Below are 25,718 nucleotides of genomic sequence, written 5' to 3'. Positions count from 1 at the left end.
CCGACGGATCGCACAAGACACAAGGTCCCGAGGAGGACTCATGGCAGAAACGCTCCCGCTGCTTCACTCGCTCACCGACTCCTTCAACCGGCTGGGCATCGGACGATCGAAGGGTTACGAGGAGATCGCCGCCGGCCGCCTACGGGTGATCAAGATCGGCAGGCGCTCACTGATCGCCGAGACGGAGCTTCAGCGCTACGTCGCAAGCCTCACGGAGGCCTCGGCGCGATGACCCAGGACATGAAGAATCGCCCCGACTGGCAGGTCGAGGCGATTCAGGAGAACCACAATTCCAAGCCCATTCTAGCGCCTGAAGCGGTCTTCGGACGAGTGCGTCTCGATCTGTCGAAGCTCTTCGTCCGCTACTCCCGCGAGGACCACGACCAGCGGGTCACTCGTCGTCTGCAGTCGCTTTCTTGGGCTCCCAGGGGAGTGGACGTCGTCCTCCTCGTCGCCGAGGGCCAGCGCCCACCGTGGCCGGGGGTCGTGTGGGTCCGCGAGGAGTGCGGTCATCTCGGCTCGATCACGGTCGAGTGCGACGACGCCGCGACGTCCGGGGCCTGGATCCAGGCACTCAGGAGTGCCCAGTGGTGAGTCGCGACTTCGACGAGGAGGAGTCGCCGCCCTCGCTTCTGCATGGCATGTTCTCGGCGGACTGGCTCATGGCGCAGAGCTTCCCTCCAGTGGAGTACGTGGTCCCCGGACTGATTCCCGAGGGCCTGTCGCTGCTGGTCGCAGCTCCGAAGATCGGGAAGTCCTGGATGGCGCTTGGACTCGGCGTCGCGGCTGCTGGTGGTGGCTTCGCCTTCGATCAGCTCGAAGTCGATCAGCGGCCTGTCCTGTACCTCGCCCTGGAGGACGGCAGGACGCGACTGCAGGGTCGACTGCGATCTCTCGGAGTGACCGAGCCGCCCTCGCGGCTGCACTTCATCACGGAGTTGCAGCCGGGCCGAACTCTGGCCACGATCTCCGAGTTTGTCGAGACCTACGCCGCCGATCATCCGATGGTCATGCTCGACACGCTGGGCAAGTCCATGCCGCCTGCCATGCCCAACGAAACCCAGTACGGGCGCGACTACCGCGTGACGGGAGCCCTGAAGAGCGTCGTCGACCGAGTCCCCGGATCGTCCCTGATCGCCATTCACCACACCCGGAAGGCGGACACCGCAGACTTCCTGGAGGCCGTCTCTGGGACCAACGGGATCGCAGGCGCAGCCGACACGATCATGGTCCTCCGACGCGACAGGGAGGAGTCCTCGGCGATCCTCAACGTCACCTCCCGCGACGCCAGGGAAGGAAGCTACGGTCTGACCCTCGACGACTCCGGTCGCTGGAGTCTTCTCGGGACCACGCTCGCCGAGGCCGCGGAGGCTGCAGGCACCAGTCAGCAGACCGCCGGCCTCGGTGATCGCATGGCGGAGCTCGTCGCCTACGTCAACGGCCAGCGCGGAGGGGTCCGGGCCGAGGAGGTCGCGGCTGCCCTCCATATGACCAAGGACGACGCCGGTCGCTATCTCAGGCGCGCCTTCGAGTCGAGTCGGCTCGACAGGCCGAAGCCAGGTCTCTATATGCCTGTCCGGAGTGTCCGGAGTGTCCGGTTTGAGTTCGACGGACCGGACACATCGGACACACCGGACACCCCCACTTATCCCCCTGTCGTCGCCTGACCCTCGGAAGGACTCCCATGATCCAGACCCCCAACATGTCCCTCGATCACCCGGCGTGGAAGGTCGCTCACCGCTGCTACCTGGACGCGGTCGCCCGTCAGTCCGAGCACGTCCGCGAGTCGCTCGACCGTGAGATCGGCTGCACCTTCGAAGGCTTCATTCAGGCCCTCGCTGATCGGCTGCTCAACATCTCCAGCCACTTCCTCGACGACGGTCTGAACTACGTCGTCAGCATCGGCACCGCCGAGGGTTACGCGCCGCTGGCGAAGATCCACGCGTCCCGGCTCGGCCTCGACGACGAGGACAGCCAACTCGCCGAGTTGCTCAACGGAGCCTGACCCCACAGACCGCGACCGCAGGGTGAGTCTGCCGCCTCGATCCTGCTGTCGCCCCCGGAGACCCCGTCCCTTGTGGGCGGGGTCTCCTGTATACCCCCAGGGGTATTGTGCTATGCTCTCTGTGAGGCGGCAACCTCTAGTAGAGAGCTGCCCCGCATGTCCCTGATCGACACCCTCCGAGCGAAGCGCACCGAGACCCGCGCCGCCGTCGATTCCATCCTCACCCGCGCCGCCGACGAGGCCCGCGACCTGTCCTCCGACGAGAGCACCGAGCACCAGGCCCGCGTCGCCGAGCTGCGCGACCTCGACGATCGGATCGAGGAACTCCTCTCCGATCAGGTCCGCGAGCTTCGCGCCGCGACCGTCCGTGCCTCTTCGACGATCGAGAACCGCGGAGGCGAACTCCTCGCGACCGAGATCCGCGCCCTGACCACGGGCACCCCGTCGAGCTTCTCGCCGTCGGAGTACGCGAGCTACTTCATCGACAAGCTGTCCGCCCAGTCGATCGCGCTGAAGGCCGGTGTTCGCGTCGTCCGCACGACCCGCGACTCGCTGGTGATCCCCACCTGGACGACCGACACGACCTCGGCCTGGACCGCTGAAGGCGACGCGATCGTGAGCACCGACGCCGCCGCGTCGAGCATCACCGCGACCGTCCGCAAGCTCGCCGCGCTGCAGGCCGTCAGCAACGAGGCGATCTCCGACTCGAACCCGTCACTCCTGGACGCCGTATCCGCGGGCCTGGTGCGCTCGGTCGGTCTGTCCTTCGACCTCGGCTTCTTCGAGGGCTCCGGCGTGGCCCCCGAGATCCGCGGACTGAAGAACGTCGTCGGGATCACCCTCGACTCGTCCCTCGGTGTCGACGGCTCCGTCCCGGCCAACCTGGACACGATCGCGGGCGCGATCGGAACCCTCCTGTCGGCGAACTCCGGCGATCCGGTCATCGCCATGCATCCCCGCACCTGGGGAACCCTGCTGAAGCTGAAGGACCTCGCGGCCGGCTCGAACAAGCCGCTCCTGAGCGACGCGACCGCGTCGGCTCCTCGGCAGATCTTCGGCCGCCCGGTCTACCTCTCCTCGCAGCTCTCGATCACCGAGACCAAGGGAGCGAACGCCGACTGCTCCTCGATCTACGTCTTCGACCCCGCCTCGCTGGTCGCCGTCATCCGTGAGGATGTCCGCGTCGAGGTCGACCGGAGCCGACTGTTCAACTCTGACCAGTCCGAGCTGCGAGCGATCATGCGCGCCGACGTCGTCGCAGCGCACGCTGCTGGGATCGTCCGCATCCAGGGTGTCCGGGCCTGATCGTGAGCTTCTTCTCACGCCTGCTGGGAGTGGAGGGACGCGGCTTCGAGGCCGCGTTCCTCGCCCCCGGTGCGGCCACAGACTCCGGCGTCGCCGTGACCCCCGATCAGGCCATGCGGCTGTCCGCGGTCTGGTCGTGCGTCCGGCTGCTCGCCGACACGATCAGCACACTCCCGCTCGACGTGTACCGCGATGGGAAGCCGATCACCACTCCGCCGCTGCTGGTCGAGCCCGCGGCCGGCCAACCCCGGCATGACTGGCTCTACTCGGTCATGGTCTCGTTGCTGCTGCGCGGGAACGCCTTTGGTCTGATCACCGCCCGCAGCGGAGCGACTCTGCTTCCGTCGCAGATCGAGCTGGTCGACCCCGACAAGGTCCAGATCGCTCGCGTCGACGGGGTCACGACGTACCGGATCGCCGGGGTCGCCTTCGACGCCGAAGACGTCTGGCACTGCCGGGCCTACCCTGTCGCCGGTCAGGTCGCGGGCCTGTCCCCGGTCGAGTACGCCCGCCAGTCGATCGGACTCGGGATCGCCGCGGAGAAGTTCGGGGCACAGTTCTTCGGGGGTGGCTCGATCCCCTCCGGCGTCCTGCAGGCCGACGTCAACCTGACCCCCGACGCCGCCGAGTCGATCGGCGCTCGCTGGCGCTCCCTGCACGAGGGCCGGCATAGGGTCGCCGTCCTGTCGAAGGGCCTGTCCTTCCAACCGATCAGCGTCGTCCCCGAGGAGTCTCAGTTCATCGAGACGCAGCGCTTCAGCGTGTCGCAGATCGCGAGGATCTTCGGGGTCCCCGCCGAGATGATCGGAGGCGACTCGGGAGGCTCGCTCACCTACAGCAACACCGAGGCCCGCGCCCTGGACTTCATGCGCTACAGCGTCGCGCCGTGGCTGGTCCGCCTGGAAGCTTCGCTCTCGAAGCTGCTCCCGCGTGCCCACTACGTCAAGTTCAACCCCGACGCACTCCTTCGCGCCACCACCTCGGAGCGCTACGCCGCCCACAAGATCGCACTCGACAGCGGCTTCCTCACGATCGACGAGGTCCGCGCCCTGGAGAACCTCCCACCCATCGAAGGACCGACCCATGACTGAGACCCGACTGATCTCCGGCCTCGAACTCCGCGAGGACGCGAAGACCCTCGTCGGGGTCGTCGTCCCCTACGGCGTCCAGACCCGCGTCGGACGCTACTTCGAGAGCTTCGCCCGCGGAGCCTTCGACGGGGTCGAGATCGACCAGATCCCGCTGCTCGCCGCCCATGCCCACGCCGAGCTTCCGATCGGCCGCGTCGTCGACCTCACCGAAGAAGACCGAGGCCTGATCGGGACCTTCGTCGTCGCCGACAGCGGGAAGGGACAGGAGGTCCTGGCCCTCGCCCGGGCCGGCGTCCCCCTCGGTCTGTCCGTCGGCTTCGTCCCCACCGAGGACCGCTGGAACGCAGACCGGACCCAGGTCGTCCGCGTCCGAGCACGCCTCGCCGAGATCTCCGTCGTCGGCGTCCCCGCCTACCCCGGAGCCCGTGTCGAAGCGGTCCGCAGCCTCGACGACCAGCTCCTCGCCCGGCCTCGGCTCGCTCTCGCCAGAAGGCCTCGATGACGATCCAGCTTCGGAGGCGCTGACCATGGCCCCTCGACCCTGCATCCAGCCCGGCTGCCCGCAGCTCGTCAGGTCCGGCTCACGCTGCCCTGACCACGCACGACCCGGCACCACAGCACGCGGCTACGGCTCCTCGTGGCAAGCCCTGTCCCTGCAGGCCCGCGAGATCCAGCCCTGGTGCACCGACTGCGGAGCCGAGGACGACCTCACTGTCGACCACCTGCACTGGCCTGCCCACAGCCTCGACGACGTCGAGGTCGTCTGCCGAGGATGCAACAACCGACGCGGCAAGCTCCGCCGATTCTTTGACTAGGCGCATCCAGATGACCCACACAGTCGAAGTTTCAGTTACATACCCCCGGGGGTATGTGAGGTGAGGGCAGGACCGAAGGCGGCGATCACCGCAGGCCCCCTCGACCTCTCCTGCCTCCCGAAGTCCGGAGCTGCCCGCGTCATCGCCTTCTGTGAGACCTTCCTCTTCGTCCCCAAGGGCACAGGAGCCCGCAGGAGGCTACGGCTTCGCCCCTGGCAACGAGAGATCATCGAGGCGCTCTTCGGCGATCAGCGACCGCGTCAGGGCCTGCTGAGCCTGCCCAGGGGCAACGGCAAGTCCACCCTCGCCGCGGCCCTCGGCCTGTACGGTCTGTTCGCCGACGGGGTCGAGGGAGCCCAGGTCCTATGCGTCGCCTCCGACGAGCGACAAGCCCGGATCGTCTTCAACGCCGCCCGACGCATGGTCGAGCTCGAACCTCGCCTCCTCGAGCAAACTCAGATCTTCCAGAACCGCCTGTACGTCCCCGAGACCGACTCCACCCTCTACCCGCTCCCAGCCGAGCCCGGAGCCCTGCAAGGCTACGATCCGAGCCTCGCGATCGTCGACGAGCTGCACGTCGTCACCGAGTCGGTCTGGGAGGCGATCTCCCTCGCGTCAGGCAAGCGCGACCGCTCCCTGGTGCTGGCGATCTCGACCCCTGCAGGCGACGCTGACTCGATCATGTGGAGGCTCGTCGGTCACGGCCGCGAAGGCACCGACCCCGCCTTCTTCTTCCGCGAGTTCGCAGCGCCGGCCGGCTGCAGGCTCGACGACGAGGAGGGGTGGGCGATCGCGAACCCGGCCCTCGACGACTTCCTTCACCGCGACGCACTCAGAGCCACCCTGAAGACCTCCCGCGACGCCAGCTTCCGCCGCTACCGCCTCGGCCAGTGGGTCCAGGACGACAACGCATGGATGCCCCGTCCGGCCTGGGGCGCATGCGAGGCCGCCCGCGAGATCCCCGACGGTACCGAGGTCATCCTCGGCTTCGACGGCTCCTTCAACGGAGACGCGACCGCACTGGTCGTCTGCACGATCGCGGACCTTCCTCACATCGACGTCGTCCATGTCTGGGAGCGACCTGACGGAGCCCGCCCGGAGTGGCAAGTCCCGATCCTCGACGTCGAGGAGACGATCCGCGCCGCCTGTCGCCGCTGGCAGGTCCGCGAGATCGTCTGCGACCCGTTCCGCTGGGCACGCACCTACCAAGTCCTGGAGGCCGAAGGGCTCCCGATCGTCGAGTTCCCACAGACCCCCGCCCGCATGACCCCCGCGACGACCCGCTTCTTCGAGGCCGTCCAGAACCAAGCCCTGACCCACTCCGGCGACCCCGACCTCGCCCGCCACGTCTGCAACGCGATCGTGAAGACCGACAGCCGAGGAACCCGGATCGTCAAGGAACACAAGACCTCTGCCCGCAGGATCGACCTCGCCGTCGCCGCAGTCATGGCCCACGAAAGAGCCGCAGCAACGGAGACCGTCGAACCGATGATGTTCCTCGTCTGACAGTTAGATTCGGTCAAGGGGTCGCGGATTCCGCACACCATTCCGCACACCTTTTGCGTTTGTCCGCCGATATCCTCGGTCGTCCGTAACGGCTTCTGACTAGGGGAGTCGGTCATCAGCGGATCATCGCGGACCGGCTGCCGATGGCTGGGGGTCAAGGGGTCGCAGGTTCAAATCCTGTCAGCCCGACCGTGTGAGGTTGGCCGCATATGTGTTGCCCACAAGGCATCTTGCAGGAACGAAGCCCCTTCTCGACTATCACCGGGAAGGGGCTTCTCTGTGGCCTCTCACAGGGAGCTCTCACAAGTGGGCAAGCAGCTCGCCACCCGAGAAGCGTGGATAGTCGGGCCTCCGGCTTCTGTCGGAGGGGGGCCGTATAGTCTCGGAGCACGGGAAGCACGAGGGAGTGATGGTGACACTGCTAGACGTGGCTACGGGCGTTCCGCCCATCGGGCGTCACCGCGCGACAAAGGACGAGATTGAGGCCGCCTTCGTCACTGCCCCCGAGTTCGCTACATCCACGACGCGTAAGGAGCTCTGGGATGAGTTCGAGTCTGGGCTCGGCTTGTTGTCGGGTGCGGTCCTTGTGCACGCCGTTTGGCTAGGGGGGTCGTTCTTCTCGAACAAGATCGACCCAAGTGATATTGATGCGGTGTTCGTCGTCAACAACACTGACTTGACGCATCGGACGGATGCAGACCGGCAAGTGGTGAACGCGTTCCAGGAACGGAGTCATGGCCTTCGCCTGGACTCGTTCATTCTCCGGTGGCGACCAATCGCAGAATGGAACTACGACGCACCGGGACATCGGCAGTACACCAACTGGAGGGGGTACTGGGATGACTTTTGGTGCCGCATCCGCACAGGCATGAAGTCGGACCCGCCCGTTCGCGAAGACTCGATCCCCCGACGGGGATACCTGGAGTTGATGGTCAATGACTACTCCTGCTGAGCGCATCGCCGCTTTACGCGCCTCGATCCTAGAGAGCGCTGGAGACCCCCCTGTCGAGGAATGGGAATGGGATGTCGCGGACCAAGCCGCGCACACCTCTTGGGTAAGGGGCGCCGCGCCCAGACCACGGACAGACCTCTTCATCCACGTGGCTGGGCAAACGCTTGACGACCATCGTCTTCCGGTGGAGTCGATGACCGCGATCCTGCACGCGGTGCAAGGTCTCGTGACGAACATCGGCTCGGCGCTCATCCGGGAGGGGAAGTCAAAGACTCCTAGCGGAGGCGTCAAGAAGGCAACGCGCTTCTGTGTCACTACCAACGCGTGGCCGGGGTCGGTCGTCTTCCATTTGGATCGCGAGGGGACCGAAACGCTGGTTGAGTCCAAGGAGAGCGGCTCCCTCGCGGAGATGTCGGTGAATCGTCTCCTCGAAGTGCTAGGCGAGGCGGAGAGGGACAGCGCCGAGAGCATTGGCGCTGTGGTTGAACAGGTGCGGCCCTTGGGCGCACGCACGGCGTCGCACCTGGCGAAGTTGGTGACCGCCCTCGAAGCCAACGAGTATCAGCTCGCACTGAGTCACTCGCTCGCATCAGGCCACAGGCGCCGCGCGAGCTTGGGTGAACGTGGTTGCATGGTTCTGCGCGAGGCGGTTGATCGCAATCGAAAGGACGACAAGAATGTGACGCTCGTCGGTCACCTGAACACATCGAGCGACGTGGATTCCGTGAAACTCACACTTGGTGACAACTCGACGGTCAAGCTAAAGGCAGATCCGGACACTGGGATCCAGTTGGGCAAGTGGCTGGCTCAGCAGGTCGAGATTGTCGCTGAACGTCACACAGAATGGCTGCTCGCATCAGGCATAGAGAAGGTCACCTACCGAATCCTTGAGGCTCGCCTCGCCGACCCAACGCGACAACTCCCTCCAGGCTGAGACACCGGTCCACCGGGCGATCCGGGTACGGTTTGCTTTCGAGCGCTGGCGCAGCGGCAGCTATCACTCTGCCGCTGCAACCGCCCGACCCAACGCGCGAGCTGCGGCGGCGATGCCCGCTGAGCCTGAGTCTGGGAGGTACGTGCTGAGGTGTACCTCGACGGTGTGACCGAGCAGCGCTGCCGCATCGGCGGGGGCGACTCCCACCGAGTGAAGCCAGAACGCCAATGAGTGGCGCACCGAGTGCAGCCGGATCACTGGTACGCCCGCCTGACTGCATAAGGCGTGAAACCTGTCCGAGTACCACTCGGGGCGCACCGGCCGGCCGAGCGCGTCAACTGCCACGAAACCCGAATCGATGTAGACCTCGCCCGCCCTCAGCTTGTCGGCCGCCTGCTGCCTGCGGAGGGCCTTGAGGAGTACGACTGTGCCGGGGTGGATCACCTCAACCGGAACTGTCCTCCGCCGTTGCGCACTCTTGGGCTCATCGACGTGTGAGCGCTGACCGCCATCCTGTAGCTGCACACGCCCCTGCGCAACCGTGACTGTCCCGGCCTCAAGGTCGATATCCGACCATCGGAGGCCCAACACATCCGCCCGGGTGAGCCCGGAGAGGGTAAGCCGCCACGCCGCCGCTAATCCATCTCGGTCGGTGAACGCCCTGAACTTGGGGAGCACCGACGGCTGCCAGTGCTCGAGATCCCGGCCGAGCTTAGTCGCCTGCCGGGGCCTCTTGACTCCCCGGGCCACGTTCCGGGTTAGGGTGCCATCGGCCACACCCATATCGAGCACCTGCCCGAGCGCTACGAGCGCTGCGCGGACGGACCGAGGGCTCAACGGACGGCCTTCCGGGTGTGAGGCGGAGATCCGCCCCCCGCCCCCCGAAAGCCATGACACAAGATCACGCATATCAGCGGGGGTCAAGGACTCGGCTCGCCGGCCCCCCAACCGTCTCAGGACGGGCGCGAGCGCGCCCCGGTATCCCTCGACTGTGATCGCCCGAACATCGACTCGGGAGGCCAGCCAGCGGCCTGCGAGCGACTCTAGAGAATCGGCAGGGACCGGAGCGTACTGACCTTCCCTGGCGATGATGGAGCGCACTTCCTCGACGCGCGCGCGGGCCTCCTCCAAGGTGCTCAAGGTCATGGTCACTTGCCGCCGCTTTCCACCCGTGGCGGTGGTGTCCATGACAACGCGGAATCGGACGCCGCCCACCTTGGTCTCGACACGTCGAATTGGCTCGCTCACGTTCGGGCACCCCCCGCACGTCCAGCCGACAACGAGCCCGGCACGGGTGATGGGCTCCCATCCGCGCCTGACGTTGCGCCGCTCGACGCCGCACGAGGCGCAGACGCGCTGCGGATTGTCGGGTAGTGCGATTCGATTTCCTGAGGGACTCATCACTGTCTTCCTTCCTTTGACCTGCTCGTCTTGGGCCTCGGGCCCCGCTTGGCCTTCGGGACCGACGGATCATCGGCGTACTCGGCGCGAGCTTTCCTGATCCATTCATCGGCCGTGCTGAGGGCGTACCCCTTCGCAGCGATCGTGTGCCGTGTGTGGCCTTGGCGCAGTAGCTCGGCGACGGTCTCTGCGTTGAGGCTTGTCTTCTCTTGGGGGAGAAGGACACCTCCTGGCCCCACGAACATCAAGAGTTCTCCCGCGCCGTTCGTCTCCTCTAGGAGGATCAAGAACTCATGGACGTACTGCGCCAGCGTCGCGACCGGGACCCGGCGAAGGGTCGCAGGGTCGATGGGTTGGCCATTTCGGGGCTCGATCTCGAGCGTTCGGAGGACGGGACCCTCCGCGCTACGTCGGATGGTCACTCGGTAGGCGACACCCGCGTCAGGATCGCTCACCTCTGCACCCCGGACGAGCGCATCCATGGGGGGTCCATTGTGTGACGGGACGATCCACTCCTGCCGGTTCCACGGGACTGCCGACCAACTACGATGTTTTGGCTTCACATTCCCTAGTTTATCAGACCAAGGAACTCTGCCCAAGACGCGTACCCTGTGGGTGTAACCACGCGCAACGAACTCACACAAGGAGCATGGCATGCCGACTGCGACCACCAACCCGCCCCCGGCGCGGATCACCACGTTGGACGAAATCAGGCACCTAGCGACCCTCCCTGTGTGGTCCGCGACTGAGCCGAGCGCTGCGGGTTTGCTGGGGCTTAGCCGATGGCACGCCTACCAGCTCGCCAAGAACGATGGCCTTCCGACCCTCCGATTCGGCGGCCGCGTCCGCGTGCCCGTTCCGGCGCTTCGGAAGCTCGTAGGAGACCTCTAGCACGCACATTTTCAGGCTCGCTCGCGGTGGCAGAAGGGCCCGGAGCTGCTGCACAGAAGCAACGCTCTAGGAGACTCCTATGTTCAGGAACAGCAACAGCTGCCGCCCTTCCGCTCAGATGGGGGCGGCGGTTCCAGCTACATCGAGGGGAACTGACCCGCGTGAGCGGGCGTACGGCGACGACGCCCCCGGCAGGTACACACGCTGGCAGAAGCGGCGCGCCGAAGCGACCGAGACGATCTTCGATCCCACCCTCGTCAGAAGGGCGCCACCGAACGAGGGGCGGATCGATCTGGTGAACGATGCTCAGCTCGCGGTCATTTCGCATTCGCTGCAAACCGGTGTGTTGGCGGCGATGCAGCCATGACCGCCGCCACGCTCAGCTCGGAGTCGCCCGTAATGGTGGCGGCACTCGGACTACACGCCGAGGGCCGCGTGCCGCTGCCAGTTGCCCCCGGCAGCAAGCGCCCGGCCCAGTCGGGTTGGCGTCAGACCACGTACCTGGACGCCGCCGACGTCCAGAAGATGTTCTCCTCGATGGTCGATGGCAGTGGCGTCGGCTTACGGCTCGGAGACGGGCTGGCAGACGTCGATCTCGACAAGCCGATGGCTCGCCGGGCCGCGCCGATGCTGCTGTCGCCGACGGGGCTGAAGCACGGCAGGAAGTCGTCGGCTGATTCTCACTGGTGGTTTCGGCTGACTGACTGCAAAGAATTGCCGTACTTGAAGTTCACCGGCCCCGACGGCTCGACGGTGGTTGAGCTGCGCGCCGACTCCGGTCACCAGACGGTGATCCCCCCGTCGATTCATCCCAGCGGAGAGCCGCTGGAATGGAGCGGAGCAGCTTCAGAGAAGGTTGTGGGTGACTGGGACGCCGCCGCTGCGGTGAGCGGAGTTGAGCTTCGCTCTCGTGTTTCCGCCATCGCCTTGGTCTCGATTCTGGCGGAGGCGTGGCCGGGGCCGGGTGCTCGTCACGATGCCTACCTAGCCCTGGCCGGAGCCCTGCTTCGCTGCAACCATGATTCCGCCGAGCTGGTCCAGCTCGCGGAGAAGGTGATCCGGGCCCTGGCCATCGTCACCAATGATGCCGATGGAGCCGACGCTCGCGTCGTGGAGTCTGTTCCGACGACAGTGATGCGACTGTCCCGCGACGAGGCCGTGACCGGGTGGACGGCCCTGGCTGCGCTCCTGACGGACCCGAATCCTAACGGGGTAGTCGAGTGTGCGAAGCGTGCCGCCGATGCCATTCGTGACGCTCTAGGGCTCGCCGTACCTGGTGGTGAGATGGAGAGGCCGGCCTCCTCGTGGTGGCCGGTGGACGTCTCGTCCGTGGTGAAGGCGCTGGTCGCTGGTGGCGATCCTCGCCCCGTGCCGACGGTTGGCTTGCTGCAGGGTGTGGAGGCCGCCTTGTTCTATCGCGGAAGGGTCAACGGTGTTGCGGGGGAGTCCGGGGCAGGCAAGACGTGGACCGTCCTCGTCGCGGCCGCTCAGGAGTTCGCCTTAGGAAACTCGGTTGTCTATATCGACCTTGAGGACTCCCTCGTCGGCATCGTGGGGCGATTCCTCGAGATGGGGGTACCGCCTTACCTCATCAGCAGGCACCTTGCTTATGTGTCACCTCAGGAACGTCTAGGGGAGACGGCCCGGGCAGCACTGTGGGCGACCCTTGACGCTGTTCGTCCCTCGCTCGTAGTCATCGACTCCACGGGCGAAGGTCTCTCTTTGGAGGGCGCCAATCCCAATGCCGACGATGAGGTGGCCCGCTGGTTCAGGATGCTGGCGCGTCGCGTGGCCGCCCACCAATCCGAGCCCGCCGTCGTGGTGCTCGATCACGTGCCGAAGTCGGATGATGGCGGCGGACTCTGGCCCATCGGCTCCCAGCGCAAGCGCGCCGCCATCGACGGGGCCCAGTACATGCAGAAGACGGTGCGCCCCTTCTCGCGGGGCGTGCCGGGCTTCGCCAAGCTTCTGTGCGCGAAGGACCGGGGCGGCAACTACCGGCTCAGCCAGACCGTGGCGGAGCTGCACGTTGACCCAGTGATGGATCTGCGGGCCGATGACGCCGACACCGCCGCCGAGGCTGCTGGTGCGAGTCTGCACGTGGTGAACCTGACCCTCCTGCCGGTCGGTGACGCGGGTGGCCCCACGCCCTTCCGCCCGACCCTGCTCATGGAGCGGGTGAGCCGTTACGTTCAGGACCATCCGGGCGATGCGGATCGCACCGCTCGGCAGATTCGCGCGAACGTGTCCGGCAAGGAGCGCGCGGTGATCGCGGCGGCCAACCTGCTGGTGGCGGAAGGATACATGCGCGCATCGCTGGGCGTTCGGGGCTCGACCGTGTATACCAGCGTAAGGCCGTTCACTGAGGCCACCGATCCGGGGGCACCAGTCACATGAGCGCAACCGGAGTGATTCGGTGTCTGGACCGGTGCCCCTATAGGGAGGGGCACCGGGCACCAGGCAAACCGACCGGTGCCGGGCCCCAGTGGGGCACCAGTGAGGCACCAGACGGAGCCCGGGAGCCCGGAGCCACCAGAAGGCGACGCGGGGAGCGCGAAAGCGGACCCATTCGACATTGGACCCCATCCTCGCGGGCGCGACGAAATCCCCTGCCCGACAATCCACGAGCCGGATCGGGGGACATCGGAGGATGCCCGACCGCGCGATGGCGCCGCGCGATGGCGCAGTGGGTGGTGCTCGACCTCTGCCGCGACGCCGGGGAAGGGGGAGCACCTCGAACCGAGGGGTGCCCCACCAACGTCCCTCGGGGTCCGAGAACGGGCCCCGCACTTGAGGCCCGGACAAGGGGTTTCAGCCTGAATGCCCTAGTCAAACGCGTAACGGGCAGGCCAAATCACAGTTTCCCTCACACCGGAGCACCGATCAGCCCCACGTCTCTATTGAAAGAGAGGACCGAAGTGACCCCTTGGACATGGATGAGAACGTGCCGGCTGTGGTTCATGAGATACGTGTTGGACGCTGCCGTCTGCGCCCGGGGCGCACCCCGGCCCGGGTCATGGGGTACCTGCCGGTTCTACCTGACCAATGAATCCCACGAGCCCATCACCGTTGGGCGCAACGCGGCCCCAACACAGTTGAAGGAGGGGAACAGGCGTGATGACAATGACGACGGATGACGACGCCGCCGAGACGCCGGCTCGACTGACGAAGGCCGATCAACACCTCGTTCGGCTGCTGGCGCGCGGCTACACATATGGCGAGGCGGGTGAAGTTCTAGGGCTGAGCAAGGCAACCATCTACAGGCGGATGCAGGACCCGGCCCTGCGCGCAGAACGCGACCGCTGGCGCGCTGTCGATGTCGATACGCTGCTTGTGAGGTCAATGTCCGAAGCCGAGAAGTCGCTGACCTTCCTCGCGGAAGTGCGAGATGACGATAACGCGACCTTGTCGCTGCGCGTCAAGTGCGCTACCGAACTAGTGGCAAACGTGGTGCGCTGGAAGGGCCAGGATGAGCTGCCACGGCGCAGCATGACTCCTCAGGAGGCCAAGGACCTCCTTGTGAAGAGGCTCCTTGAGATGCGCTGAACGGTGAGGCCGGCGGACCGGACCAGTGCGAGCTCGTCATGCTCCAAAGCCCAATGTCGCGGGGCCCAGTCCCACCTCCCCCGCATCGTGATCGAGTACCTACCGACTGGCTTTGGGCAAGGAACTACCTCAAGGGCATGGGGCTGGCCTAGAAGGGTCTGGAGTCTCCCTGAGGCCGGACGGGTGGCGGGTCGCGCGCCCTTTGACCATGCCGTTACATGGTCGGCCTCCATCTCCTGACGCCTTCCGTGTCAGCGGCCCGGGCGCGTCACCAAACACCGTCGTCCTGTTGGTGGACGTGCCGAAGCTGGACGCCCTCCGCAAGCAGCTGCGGGGGCAGGACTAGGCCCTCCCCACCGACGACGGCCTTCGCCCACGATGATTCCGCGAGCCAGGCCCAACCCTGCCGAGGGAACCCGATAGCCTGCCTGGGTGATCACAGGGGCACTGAAGAGCAAGATCGACCGGGTGTGGGACGCATTCTGGTCTGGCGGTATCGCGAATCCGCTGGAGGTGATGGAGCAGATCACCTACCTGCTCTTCATGCGCCGCCTGGATGATCTCCAGACGCTTGCCGAGAAGAAGGCCAACCGCTTGGGCCGCCCGGTGGAGAACCCCGTCTTCGGCCTGGGAGAGCATCACCTGCGCTGGTCGCAGTTCAAGAACCTGGAACCGGTCGAGATGCACAAGCTCGTCGGTGAGGCGGTTTTCCCGTTTCTGCGCAGGCTGGGCACGGACGGCTCCACCTACAGCCACCACATGAAGGACGCCCGCTTCACCATCCCGACGCCCGCGCTACTGGCGCGGGTGATCGACCTGCTCGATGACGTGCCGATGGCCGACCGGGACACCAACGGTGACCTGTACGAGTACATGCTGTCGAAGATCGCCTCCGCCGGGCAGAACGGGCAGTTCCGCACCCCCCGCCACATCATCCAGCTCATGGTGGAGCTCACCGCGCCGACTCCGACCGACGAGATCTGCGACCCGGCCTGCGGTACCGCCGGGTTCCTTGTCGTTGCCGCCGAGTACCTGCGTCGGGAGCATCCGTCGGTGATGACCGACGGTGAACAGCGCCGTCACTTCCATCACAGCACGTTCCACGGCTACGACTTCGACACCACGATGCTGCGGATCGGGTCGATGAACATGCTGATGCACGGTGTGGAGAATCCCGACATCTCCTACAAGGACAGCTTGTCGGAGGATGCCAGTGTCGATGAGGGGGCCTACTCGTTGATCCTGGCCAACCCGCCCTTCGCGGGGAGCCTGGACTACGAGTCCACCGCGAAGGCACTCCTGGCCATGGTCAAGACCAAGAAGACCGAGCTGCTGTTCCTGGCCCGATTCGTGCGACTCCTCAAGCCTGGCGGTCGGGCAGCTGTCATCGTCCCTGATGGGGTCCTGTTCGGCTCCAGCAACGCGCATAAGACCCTGCGGAAATCGCTGGTGGAGGACCAGAAGCTCGACGCCGTCATCAAGCTGCCCTCCGGGGTGTTCCGCCCGTACGCGGGCGTTTCCACGGCCATCCTGGTGTTCACCAAGACCAACAGCGGCGGCACCGACAACGTGTGGTTCTACGACATCCAGGCCGACGGCTGGAGCTTGGACGACAAGCGCACACCCCTGCTGGCTGCGGATCAACTCGGATGCCATCCGAGCACTCGCCTCACCAATGACGAGCACAACAAGAATAACCTGCCGGACGCCCTCGCTCGCTGGAACGAGCGCGCCGCCACGGAACGGGACCGTGCCCGGACCGAACAGAGCTTCTGCGTACCCAAGGCCGACATCGCCGCTCAGGGCTACGACCTTTCCCTCAACCGGTACCGGGAGGTCGTCCACGACGAGGTGGAGCACCGGGCACCGCTGGACATCATCGCCGACATCGAAGAGCTCGAAGGCGACATTGTCCGGGGTCTGGCTAGCCTAAAGGCGCTGCTCGCATGACAGCTTCGGTTCCACTTGGCGAAGTCGCGGAGTTCGTCAATGGGGTGGCCTTCAAGCCGGGAGACTGGGGGGAGACCGGAGCACCGATCATCCGTATCCAGAATCTAACCTCGCCTGAAAAGCCCTTCAACCGAACCAGCAGGTCGGTTGGGGAAAAACTGCACGTTCAGCCCGGTGACCTGTTGGTCTCTTGGTCTGCCACTCTTGGAGTTTTCGTATGGCCAGGGCCTGAGGTCGGGCTGCTCAATCAACACATATTCCGGGTGCTCCCGAAGGACGGGTTGGTCGAGAAGGACTACCTCGGTTACATGCTCGCCGGGGCACTCAACGACATGAGACGCCACCTCCATGGGGCGACGATGCAGCACGTCAATCGGGGCGAGTTTCTTGCCACGAAGATCCCTTTGCCATCGTTGACTGAGCAGCGGCGCGTTGCGACGATTCTGGACCAGGCGGACGCACTCCGGACCAAGCGTCGTCAGACCCTCGCCCTCCTCGACGACCTAGGACAGGCTGTCTTCCTGGACATGTTCGGTGACCCCGTCAAGCATGGTAGCTACCCTCTGATGCGCCTCGGGGAGGTCGCGGACATCCAAATCGGACCGTTCGGTTCTCTGCTGCATCGCGAGGATTATGTCGAAGGCGGTGTGCCGCTCATCAATCCGATGCACATCGTGGGTGGCTTGATCGCACCGGATCCCTCCTACTCCATTCCCTCAGATATGGCCGACACGTTGACGCTCTATCGCATCAGAGAGGGCGACGTCGTGATGGGTCGCCGAGGTGAAATGGGCCGTTGTGCTGTCGCCGCGCCAGAACATGCGGGCATGCTCTGCGGAACCGGATCCCTCATCGTTCGACCTCGCATTGGGTACGCCAGCCCCATATACCTGTGGGCGGCGCTACGACAGCCCAGCGTGAAGAGCATGTTGGAGCGTCGTGCTCTTGGCGCGACGTTGCCCAACCTCAATGCAAGCATCGTCAAGGACATTGCTCTGGCGATTCCTCCGATGGCGGCGCAGGAGAGGTTCGAACATCGGCTCCTGCGGGTGAGTGCTCATCGTGACGACCTTGAGGAGTCCGACTGGTCTCTGCAACTGCTGGTGAAAGCTCTCCAGGGGAGAGCATACGATTCTGGATTCGCTGTAGCGACTGACACCTCGATGGTGGGATAGGCGGAGGGGATGGTTCGAATGAGCAACTTCGACTTCATCGCCGGCGAATGGCCCGAACTATTCCATGAGTGCGTGCGGGCGGAGCGGTATGTGCGTTCGGACCCGCGTGCCTCGGTGATTTACGCCCGGCGGGTGGTGGAGCAGTTGGTCGGGTTCGTGTACGACGTTGCTGGGCTGCCGTTGCCGTACCAGGACGATCTAGCGGCGAAGATGAACGCTCCCGAGTTCAGGAACTTGCTGGGTTCGGACATGGTGTTGAAGGCGAACGCTGTCCGCAAGGCGGGCAACGCCGCTACCCACGCCTCCGCGAAGGTCTTCGAGCACGGCGCATTGCAGGTGTTGCGCGAGGTTCACCACCTTGTGTACTGGGTGGCGTTCCGGTACTCGACCAACTCGGCCACCGTTTCGCCGAGTCTCAAGTTCGACCCGGCGTTGGTCAACGCGGCTGATGTTGGTGCCAACCCACTGACGAACGCCGAGCTGAACGCCCTGCTGAAGAAGTTCGACGACCAGGACGTGCTCATCGCGGCAGCGAAGGCGACCAACCTGGCGCTGGAGGCCGAGCTGGAACAACTGAGGGAGCAGATCGCTGCCGCGCAGGCCGCGAAGGCTGGTGTCCCGGACACCCACGACTACGACGAGGCCGCGACACGGGACCTTTTCATCGATCTACTTCTCGGTGAGGCCGGGTGGGCGTTGGACGATCCGCGTGATCGTGAGTTCGAGGTAATCGGGATGCCGACCGCTGGCGGCAAGGGCTATGTCGATTACGTCCTGTGGGGTGATGACGGGCTTCCGCTGGCGGTGGTCGAGGCGAAGCGGACCAGTAGGGGTGCGCAGGTGGGCCAGCAGCAGGCCAAGCTCTACGCCGACTGCCTGGAGGCAATGACCGGCCAGCGTCCGGTGATCTTCTATGCCGATGGGTACGAGCACTGGATGTGGGACGACGCCGCCGGGTACCCTCCCCGGCGGGTGCAGGGCTTCTACACCAAGGCCGAGTTGGCGCTGATGGTGCAGCGCCGCACGGCGCGGAAGCCACTGGCCTCGGCCACGGTTGACCCCAAGATCGCCGGGCGGCACTACCAGCAGCACGCGATCCGGGCGGTGGACGCTGCCTTGGAGGCGCGCCAGCGCCGGGCTCTGCTGGTGATGGCCACTGGTTCGGGGAAGACCCGGACGGTCATTGCGCTGGTGGATCAGTTGATGCGGGCCGGGTGGGTGAAGCGGGTGTTGTTCCTGGCTGACCGGGTTGCATTGGTGAACCAGGCGGTCAACGCGTTCAAGGCCCACCTTCCCTCGGCGACCACCGTGAACCTGGTGACGGAGAAGGTCACTGACGGTCGGGTGTTCGTCTCCACCTATCCGACGATGATGGGGTTGATCAACGAAACCGAGGAGGGGCTGCGGCGGTTCGGGCCCGGCTACTTCGACCTGGTCGTTGTCGATGAGGCGCACCGCTCGCTGTACGCGAAGTACGGGGCCATCCTTGACTGGTTCGACGCCTTCCTGGTAGGGCTGACCGCCACACCTAAGGACGAGGTGGACCGCAACACCTACGGCCTGTTCCATCTCGAAGAGGGCGTGCCCACCGCCGTCTATAGCCTGGAGGACGCGGTCGCCGAGGGCTTCCTGGTCCCGCCCGTCACCGTGTCGGTGCCGTTGAAGTTTCTGCGCCATGGCATCCACTACGACGACCTGCCCGAGGACGAGAAGGACGCCTGGGACGCTCTGGAGTGGTCCGAGGACGGCCTCATCCCCAACGAGGTGGACGCCGCAGAGGTGAACTCATGGCTGTTCAACGCCGACACCGTGGACAAGGTCCTGGCCACGCTGATGACTAACGGCCACCAAGTCGCCGGAGGCGACCGGATCGGCAAGACCATCATCTTCGCCAAGAACCAGCATCACGCCCAGTACATCCGGCAGCGCTTCGACCGGGCTTACCCCGAATACGGCGGCGAACTGGCCCAGGTCATCACGTACGCCACCGAGTACGCCCAGACCCTCATCGACGACTTCTCCGACCCCGACAAGGCCCCTCACATCGCGCTCTCGGTGGACATGCTCGACACGGGCATCGACGTGCCGGAGGTCGTGAACCTGGTGTTCTTCAAGCAGATCCGCTCCAAGACCAAGTTCTGGCAGATGCTGGGTCGCGGCACCCGACTGCGCCCCGACCTGTACGGGCCCGGGGAGGACAAGGCCAACTTCTACCTGTTCGACTTCTGCGGGAACCTGGAGTACTTCAGCCAGAACGGCGCGACCTCGGAGGGCGCTCTCCAGAAATCGCTGTGGCAGCGCCTCTTCGAGACCCGCCTCGGTCTGGTCGCCGCGCTCGACGCGCATGGCCACCATCAAGTCACCGACGGCAGCAAGGATGACGACGGAACGAGCAGCCTGTCGGGGGTGCGGTCGGGCACCGCGAAGCTGCTTCACGAGATCGTGTCCGGGATGAACCTGGACAACTTCGTCGTCCGGCCCCACAGGCAATGGGTTGAGACCTACCGCGACTGGGAACGCTGGACGAAGGTGTCCCCTGACACCGCCGCCGACATCGCCGGGCACTTGGCGGGCTTGCCATCGGCGGTGCGCGACGACGATGAACAGGCTAAACGCTTCGACCTGCTGATCCTGCGCCGCCAACTGGCTCAGCTCGAAGGCGACAATCTGCTGGCCGAACGCCTCCGCGAACAGGTTCAACAGATCGCGACGGCGCTGCTGGGACAGACCGCCATCCCTACGGTTGCCGCCCAGCAGCAACTGCTCGACGAAGTCGCCAGCGACGAGTGGTGGATCGATGTCACCCTGCCCATGCTCGAACTCGCCCGACGACGACTCCGGGGCCTGGTCCAGTTCATCGAGAAGACCAAGCGGGCCATCGTCTACACGGACTTCGAGGACACACTCGGGGAGAAGACCGCCGTGGTGCTCCCGTGGGTAGCAGCGGGCACGAACTGGGCCAGGTTCAAGGCGAAGGCCCGCGCCTACCTCGCGGAGCACGACAACAACGCCTCGCTACGACGCCTGCGAGGCAACCTGCAACTTTCGGCGGCGGACCTCTCGGAGCTGGAGAAGCTGTTGCTGGCCAGTGGCGCGGGAGGAGAGGACGACATCAAGCGGGCTGAGGAAGAAGCCCACGGGCTGGGTCTGTTCGTCAGGTCCCTGGTCGGGTTGGACCGTCAGGCAGCTGCTCAGGCCTTCACCCGCTACCTGGGCAACTCCACCTACACCGCCGCACAGATCGACTTCATCAACCTCATCATCACCGAGCTCACGGCGAACGGGGCAATGGAACCCAGCCGGCTCTACGAGTCACCCTTCACCGACCACGCACCCCACGGGCCGGACATGGTCTTCACCGGCAAGGACCTCGACATCATCTTCGACACCTTGAACGAGGTGAGAGCCCACGCGCTCCCTGCGTTCGCTCGGTAGGTGATCGCCCGGAGTGAGTGAGCTGCCTAGTCCGCCTTGGAGTCGATCGAGTTCCTGAATGAAGGCGGCGGATGTCGCCCGGACCACACTGTAGGTCGCGCGGGTGGAGGCGAACGCGATCTGGACGCCACGGTGACACTGCTACCCCAAGTCCGCAGACACATCACCCCCTGTCATCATTGGGCGAGGGTTTGCGACATCGACACGATCGTCCAACAGCCTTGCTGGCTTAGGCGGGTGGACCAACCATCCATACTGTGCACACCGCTCGAAAGGGCAACCGGTAGTGCTTGCGACGCAGGACCCCACTAGGGCGCACGGACGAATGATGCGATAGGGCATGCTCTGATGGCGGTGTCACGAACGCTCCCAGATCAGTGGCCGCTGGCCGCTGATCACGCGGGCGCAGCAGCACCACCCGGGTCGGGATCATCCTGGCCACCGTGAACCTGGAGTGAGCCGCGGTCAGCACCAGCACCGGCAACAACGTCCGCGAACCGTCCTCGAGGAGGATCTTGCGCGGCGGGAACCACAGATCACACTGCGCGGCATCCCCAGGAGCCCACACCAGCCGATCCGCCGGATCGACCGGCCGCTGCTCGACCCGCAGCTGGTTCACGTTGTCGCGGAACCAGCGGATCGACCCCGTCCAGCCCACCCGCTCAGCAACCACCGTGGCCGGCATGTCCGGGGTGTCAGCCAACAACTGCCGCACCCTCGCCTCGACCGGCGTGAACGACGTCGGCCTCGGCTTCCGCTCGTACTTCGGCGGCCCATCCGACACGATCGCCTTCGCCACCGTGTTCCGCGAGATCCCCAACCTCGCAGCGATCCTCGCTTTCGGCATACCCTCCGCCGCCAGCCTCCTGATCAGTGCCCAGTCCTCCATAGTGATCACACTCCAATCGTCGAAGAGTGCTCACTTTTCAAGCGCCGTTACGGCCCAACCTTCAAGCGCCGTCGAGAAGCGTGCCTGGGCCCGCCCGCCCTGCCCATCGAACGGGGTTGGACCAAGCTTGGCGGTGCCCTCTATTCCCGGTCTGACCGCAATGGCAGGCGTAGCCTGAAGGGACCACCGTGAAGCAAAGGAGCGCATCGTGGGCAAGAAGGACGTACGTCTCGCGTGTCGGGACTGCAAGAAATGCACCAACAGTGAGGTTGCCAACCTCGGCAGGAACTCAGGTCGAGCGATGGCGGGAATCATGACCCTCGGCATGTCCGAGGTGGGGTTCCTGGCAACGAAGACGTGCCGTCAGTGCGGGCATGCGCTGAGTCTCCACCAGAACGAGAAGATCCTCACCAGCAGCAACCAGCCCCAATCCGCGCCTGCGTCTGCGGTCGCGTCGGCGGCGCATCCGGGTGTGCCAGCGGCGCACGGGCTCCAGGAGGCCGCCGCTGGTCTCTCTGAGGGCGAGGTGTCGCTCAACCGCCAGCCGCTGGAGGCGCTGCCCTTCCTGCTCGACGATAATGAGACTGCGGTGTTGGTCTGCACCGGCAGCATCTCGATCCAGGGCAAGTTCTTGCCCGTGTCCACGCTCGTCGTCCTGACCGACCAGTGGCTTCGCGTCGTCCGCAAGCACGACACTCGCGACACCGCCATGCGTATTGACTACCGGGCACAGGCCGACGCGAAGCTGACCTATCAGTCGGGGGGCTTCCCGGGCGGCGCGCTGACGATCGAGTCACCGGATGGTTCCACGCTTCGGGTAGCGGCGATGTCGAGGAACTCGAGCACCTTGCAGATGGCGATCGACCAGCAGCGAGCAAACCCGCCGGCGCCGAGGGACCAACCCCTCGCCGGAGATTCGTTCCCCCCTGCTCTCGACCCTGGTTCGTCGGGAACCTCGAAGCAGAGTGTCGTCGCTCTGCTCCGGGAACTGGGGGAACTTCACACTGCAGGTGTTTTGACGGACGAGGAGTTCGCGGCCCAGAAGGCGAATCTGCTTAGCCAACTCTAGGCAGCCGACCGGCGCGGCTGAGGCAGCTCATCCATCCCCGGAGGTCAGATCTCCTCCGGAGAAGCGTTCACTGTACGCGATGTGCAGCCTCGCCCCTTCCTCCTCGTTGGTCTGGTCGCCGCCGATCTGCCATGACGACGGCTCATCCGCGCCCCGTGCGACCCAAGGTTGACCCTGGATCGCGTTGCATGCCGGTGCGCAGCGCATCGGAACAGGCGAGTTGGTGGCGCAGGACGACCACCCGTGGGACAACCACTCTCGACGATCCGCCCGTCAAGTTGCCGCCGTAAGAGGCGCAGAACCACTTCAGGTTCAATCATTTGGGGAGTAGACTGGTGTAGCCGGAGAGGTGAGCCCCCACCAACGACCCGGCCTGAGCGTGGTGTGGCAGGCATGGCTTGGCATGGAGTCCGATCAATCGATTCGGGCTTTAGTTTCGACCCTGAAGGGTGATTGCCATGACCGACCGAGAAATCAAGAACCGTGAGAACCGCCTCCGCCGCCTCGCGAAGGGCAAGGGCTTCATGCTCGTCAAGAGCCGCCGACGCGATCCGTTGGCAGAGGACGTCGGGTTGTACTTCTTGGCTGGGGATACCGCAGGCAACCGTTACGGTCGCTACGGCGGACAGGAAGCCGTATCCGCCTTCGCCAATGGCGGCGGAATGACTCTCGACCGGATCGAATACGAACTGTCCTAGAGCCCATCGCTCCTGCTTGGCGAAGACTCGTCAAGAGCAGGGGTTGAGTTCGCGCTGCGGTGAACGCTGAGCCTCGCACGCAGCTCGGCGCGGTCCCGCGCCGAGCTATCGCAGTAACTCCCAAGGGCCGAGCAGCAGGTGCTCGGTCTTCCCTGATCGGGATCATCCTGGCGACCGTGAGCCTGGAGTGGGCTGCCGGTCATCACCAACACCGGCAACAACGCTATCGCCCAACCTTCAAGCGCCGTCGAGAAGGTGGCGCGTCCCGCACAACAGTTCGAAGTGAACCGCTGAACCAGCGATGAACCGTCCGCGCGAGCAACGCGACCATGACACCAGTGCCCTTCTACGCAGCGGCGGAGCAGACGGAAGCGCCCTCTCACAGGACCTCTCACAAACGGTTCCACACAACACGACACTGAGGCACCGCCAGCGAACCGAGCGGAGACAGTCGTCGCTCCGGAACAGCATGAACCCGCACTGGTCAGCACCCTTCGGCCGTTCTGGGGGTCAAGGGGTCGCAGGTTCAAATCCTGTCAGCCCGACAAGTGAAACACCTTGTCAAACGTGATTAACCGCAATCACCGGGGAGTTGCATCCCTCACGAATCCTAGGGTTCCTGTCGTTCGGTAGCCGGTACCAACGCCCCCTGGCGATGATGCTGAGCGTACGCTTTGACGCTCCGGGTCGAAGCTCCCGAGTCCTGGAAGCCGCGGCCACGCGTGCTCGGGCTACGACGGGCAGGCGCAGACCACTCCCGACATCGGCCCCTCCAGGCCACCGGTCGACACCACCGACACTGCTGCTGGAGGGATACCCTGCCAGGGCACGTCACGCCAGGGACTCCCCAACCGCTACCGGCGCCGATTCACTGGTCCTATGACGCTTCGAATCCTGACCGCACTCGCCCTCACCGCCGTCGCCGCGACCGTGTCCGCCTGCTCAACAGCGGGCGGGGCTGAGGTGACTCTGGACCTCTCACTGAGCACCTCGCCGTCGATGGTCGCCCAGCTCCCGGGCACCCTGTCCTTCAGCGACCGCATGGGAACCGCGCAGGTCGCCAGACTGCCGGAGGCGCTCAACATCGCGGGTGATCCGATGAAGCACTACGAGGCCGGCGACGTCGGCTACGCACCGGTTGAGCGGTCGTTGGTGGTGTTCCTCACCGACGGCGCGGGGGACGCCGCAGCGGACCTGGTGAAAGTCGGCCACCTGGACAGAGGACTCAGCGAACTGTCGAACTGCGTCCTGGAGTGTGAGGTCGCGCTCGTCTCCACTGCGATCCCCCCCGTGCCGTGAGCTCAGCCCAGGTTATCGAGGAGGCCCGGGAAGCGCGAAGGCGTCCGGACGGCTGCCCACTCCACCAGTGCGTGGAAGGCCTCGGAGTCGTCCACGTCGATGCCGTCGCCACGGATCACCTCATGGCTACGCCGACCGACCGCGATCCAGAGCCGCATAGTCATTCCGTCGTTGACCGGCGACTCCGGCAGGACGTTCGCGACGTTGAAGAAATCGGCCTCAGTGATCAGGCGGCGGAGCTCGTCCTGCTCGGCGTCCGAGAGCTGGTAGCTGTCCGTTTCGTAGAGCGTGGAGCCGCCGGTGATCCCACCCGAGATCGAGTAGCGCAGCCTGATCTCGGTGTCCGGCTGCGGAGCTTGCTTCCGGGCCCGGCGAATGCTGCCCAGTTGGTCCGCGTGGTAGGTGAAGCCGTCGCTCAGATGGATGAGGTATCCAGGGGTGACGACGTCTGCGCATGCGTCGTCGTCTTCCGGGAGGCCCAGGCACGAGTCGGGCCACTCGTGGGCCTCCATGCGTTCCAGTGCCACTCCGTCGACGGGGACGCGAAGCAGGTTGGCGGCGTCCTTGAGTGCGGCTGAGAGTGCGGAAAGGGCGGGGTGGTCAAGGTCGGTCATGGGCGCTCCTTGGGTGGGCTTGAGACGCTTCCAGTGTGTGGTGACTTTAATGATTCCCCTCCGAGAAGGGAAGAGACCAAAGGCCACTGTCACAGCCGGGCACTCCCGGCTACTGTGGGCGCCATCCTCGGCCTCACGGAGAA

General features: G+C 65.3%; 24 protein-coding genes. 20 read left to right on the top strand and 4 right to left on the bottom strand.

All coding sequences use genetic code 11. The features are described 5' to 3' along the window. The first annotated feature begins 40 nt into the window (after window positions 1–40). The 11 genes from ACX1D1_RS09775 to ACX1D1_RS09725 all read left to right on the top strand — a co-directional run bounded on the left by ACX1D1_RS09775 (window position 41) and on the right by ACX1D1_RS09725 (window position 8,608). Window positions 41–232 (top strand): excisionase family DNA-binding protein, encoded by a 192-nt coding sequence (locus ACX1D1_RS09775; protein WP_459054435.1) that lies wholly within the window; start codon window positions 41–43, stop codon window positions 230–232. A gap of 8 nt (window positions 233–240) precedes the next feature. Next, on the top strand, window positions 241–594 hold the full coding sequence (locus ACX1D1_RS09770; RefSeq protein WP_459054434.1) for a hypothetical protein: 354 nt from the start codon (window positions 241–243) through the stop codon (window positions 592–594). Further along, window positions 588–1,667, top strand: coding sequence for an AAA family ATPase (locus ACX1D1_RS09765; protein ID WP_459054433.1), 1,080 nt, complete (start codon window positions 588–590; stop codon window positions 1,665–1,667). The genes ACX1D1_RS09770 and ACX1D1_RS09765 overlap by 7 nt, the downstream gene beginning before the upstream one ends. A 17-nt stretch (window positions 1,668–1,684) precedes the next feature. After that, window positions 1,685–2,005, top strand: a complete 321-nt coding sequence (locus ACX1D1_RS09760; RefSeq protein WP_459054431.1) for a hypothetical protein — start codon at window positions 1,685–1,687, stop codon at window positions 2,003–2,005. A gap of 156 nt (window positions 2,006–2,161) precedes the next feature. Then, window positions 2,162–3,310 (top strand): phage major capsid protein, encoded by a 1,149-nt coding sequence (locus ACX1D1_RS09755; RefSeq protein ID WP_459054429.1) that lies wholly within the window; start codon window positions 2,162–2,164, stop codon window positions 3,308–3,310. A gap of 2 nt (window positions 3,311–3,312) precedes the next feature. After that, entirely contained in the window at window positions 3,313–4,401 is a 1,089-nt protein-coding gene (locus tag ACX1D1_RS09750) for a phage portal protein (RefSeq protein WP_459054427.1), read from the top strand. Further along, window positions 4,394–4,903, top strand: a complete 510-nt coding sequence (locus tag ACX1D1_RS09745) for an HK97 family phage prohead protease (protein WP_459054426.1) — start codon at window positions 4,394–4,396, stop codon at window positions 4,901–4,903. The genes ACX1D1_RS09750 and ACX1D1_RS09745 overlap by 8 nt, the downstream gene beginning before the upstream one ends. A 25-nt stretch (window positions 4,904–4,928) precedes the next feature. Then, complete coding sequence (locus ACX1D1_RS09740) at window positions 4,929–5,216, top strand: hypothetical protein (RefSeq protein ID WP_459054424.1); 288 nt, start codon at window positions 4,929–4,931, stop codon at window positions 5,214–5,216. 60 nt (window positions 5,217–5,276) lie between these two features. Continuing rightward, a complete protein-coding gene (locus tag ACX1D1_RS09735; protein WP_459054423.1) occupies window positions 5,277–6,722 on the top strand; it encodes a terminase TerL endonuclease subunit in 1,446 nt (481 codons plus the stop codon). 409 nt (window positions 6,723–7,131) lie between these two features. Then, on the top strand, window positions 7,132–7,674 hold the full coding sequence (locus ACX1D1_RS09730) for a DUF6932 family protein (protein ID WP_459056575.1): 543 nt from the start codon (window positions 7,132–7,134) through the stop codon (window positions 7,672–7,674). Between the two features lie 184 nt (window positions 7,675–7,858). Further along, a complete protein-coding gene (locus tag ACX1D1_RS09725; RefSeq protein WP_459054422.1) occupies window positions 7,859–8,608 on the top strand; it encodes a hypothetical protein in 750 nt (249 codons plus the stop codon). A gap of 63 nt (window positions 8,609–8,671) precedes the next feature. Here the strand turns inward: ACX1D1_RS09725 and ACX1D1_RS09720 are convergent, their stop codons facing one another. Next, complete coding sequence (locus ACX1D1_RS09720; RefSeq protein WP_459054421.1) at window positions 8,672–9,856, bottom strand: site-specific integrase; 1,185 nt, start codon at window positions 9,854–9,856, stop codon at window positions 8,672–8,674. 152 nt (window positions 9,857–10,008) lie between these two features. Continuing rightward, the gene (locus ACX1D1_RS09715; RefSeq protein ID WP_459054419.1) at window positions 10,009–10,491 is read right to left on the bottom strand and encodes a hypothetical protein; all 483 of its coding nucleotides are present in this window, start codon (window positions 10,489–10,491) and stop codon (window positions 10,009–10,011) included. A gap of 488 nt (window positions 10,492–10,979) precedes the next feature. On the opposite strand from ACX1D1_RS09715, the gene ACX1D1_RS09710 reads away from it, so the two are divergent. The 6 genes from ACX1D1_RS09710 to ACX1D1_RS09685 all read left to right on the top strand — a co-directional run bounded on the left by ACX1D1_RS09710 (window position 10,980) and on the right by ACX1D1_RS09685 (window position 21,006). Continuing rightward, window positions 10,980–11,267, top strand: coding sequence for a hypothetical protein (locus tag ACX1D1_RS09710; protein ID WP_459054418.1), 288 nt, complete (start codon window positions 10,980–10,982; stop codon window positions 11,265–11,267). Continuing rightward, window positions 11,264–13,297: a bifunctional DNA primase/polymerase gene (locus tag ACX1D1_RS09705; RefSeq protein ID WP_459054417.1), complete on the top strand. Its 2,034-nt coding sequence runs from the start codon at window positions 11,264–11,266 to the stop codon at window positions 13,295–13,297. Before ACX1D1_RS09710 ends, ACX1D1_RS09705 begins: the two co-directional genes overlap by 4 nt. A 717-nt stretch (window positions 13,298–14,014) precedes the next feature. Further along, entirely contained in the window at window positions 14,015–14,446 is a 432-nt protein-coding gene (locus ACX1D1_RS09700; protein ID WP_459054416.1) for a hypothetical protein, read from the top strand. A gap of 432 nt (window positions 14,447–14,878) precedes the next feature. Beyond that, window positions 14,879–16,396 carry a type I restriction-modification system subunit M gene (locus tag ACX1D1_RS09695; RefSeq protein WP_459054415.1) on the top strand — a complete coding sequence of 506 codons (1,518 nt, stop codon included), beginning with the start codon at window positions 14,879–14,881 and terminating at the stop codon, window positions 16,394–16,396. Beyond that, window positions 16,393–17,571, top strand: coding sequence for a restriction endonuclease subunit S (locus tag ACX1D1_RS09690; protein WP_459054414.1), 1,179 nt, complete (start codon window positions 16,393–16,395; stop codon window positions 17,569–17,571). The genes ACX1D1_RS09695 and ACX1D1_RS09690 overlap by 4 nt, the downstream gene beginning before the upstream one ends. 18 nt (window positions 17,572–17,589) lie before the next feature. Next, a complete protein-coding gene (locus ACX1D1_RS09685; protein WP_459054413.1) occupies window positions 17,590–21,006 on the top strand; it encodes a DEAD/DEAH box helicase family protein in 3,417 nt (1,138 codons plus the stop codon). A 229-nt stretch (window positions 21,007–21,235) separates the two neighbouring features. Here ACX1D1_RS09685 and ACX1D1_RS09680 read toward each other — a convergent pair whose 3' ends face one another. Then, window positions 21,236–21,895 (bottom strand): helix-turn-helix domain-containing protein, encoded by a 660-nt coding sequence (locus tag ACX1D1_RS09680; protein ID WP_459056574.1) that lies wholly within the window; start codon window positions 21,893–21,895, stop codon window positions 21,236–21,238. Between the two features lie 208 nt (window positions 21,896–22,103). Here ACX1D1_RS09680 and ACX1D1_RS09675 point away from each other — a divergent pair, with 208 nt between their 5' ends. The 3 genes from ACX1D1_RS09675 to ACX1D1_RS09665 all read left to right on the top strand — a co-directional run bounded on the left by ACX1D1_RS09675 (window position 22,104) and on the right by ACX1D1_RS09665 (window position 24,961). Beyond that, the gene (locus ACX1D1_RS09675; protein WP_459054412.1) at window positions 22,104–22,964 is read left to right on the top strand and encodes an SHOCT domain-containing protein; all 861 of its coding nucleotides are present in this window, start codon (window positions 22,104–22,106) and stop codon (window positions 22,962–22,964) included. A gap of 458 nt (window positions 22,965–23,422) precedes the next feature. Continuing rightward, window positions 23,423–23,662 carry a hypothetical protein gene (locus ACX1D1_RS09670; protein ID WP_459054411.1) on the top strand — a complete coding sequence of 80 codons (240 nt, stop codon included), beginning with the start codon at window positions 23,423–23,425 and terminating at the stop codon, window positions 23,660–23,662. 879 nt (window positions 23,663–24,541) lie between these two features. Further along, the gene (locus ACX1D1_RS09665; RefSeq protein ID WP_459054410.1) at window positions 24,542–24,961 is read left to right on the top strand and encodes a cyclophilin-like fold protein; all 420 of its coding nucleotides are present in this window, start codon (window positions 24,542–24,544) and stop codon (window positions 24,959–24,961) included. A gap of 2 nt (window positions 24,962–24,963) precedes the next feature. Here the strand turns inward: ACX1D1_RS09665 and ACX1D1_RS09660 are convergent, their stop codons facing one another. Next, a complete protein-coding gene (locus tag ACX1D1_RS09660; protein ID WP_459054409.1) occupies window positions 24,964–25,575 on the bottom strand; it encodes a DUF8738 domain-containing protein in 612 nt (203 codons plus the stop codon). Window positions 25,576–25,718: the final 143 nt, after the last annotated feature.

This window comes from Tessaracoccus luoxuelianae, from assembly GCF_054483915.1.
Note: the sequence above shows the minus strand (reverse complement) of the source record. Positions and strands in the feature narration are given on the sequence as shown.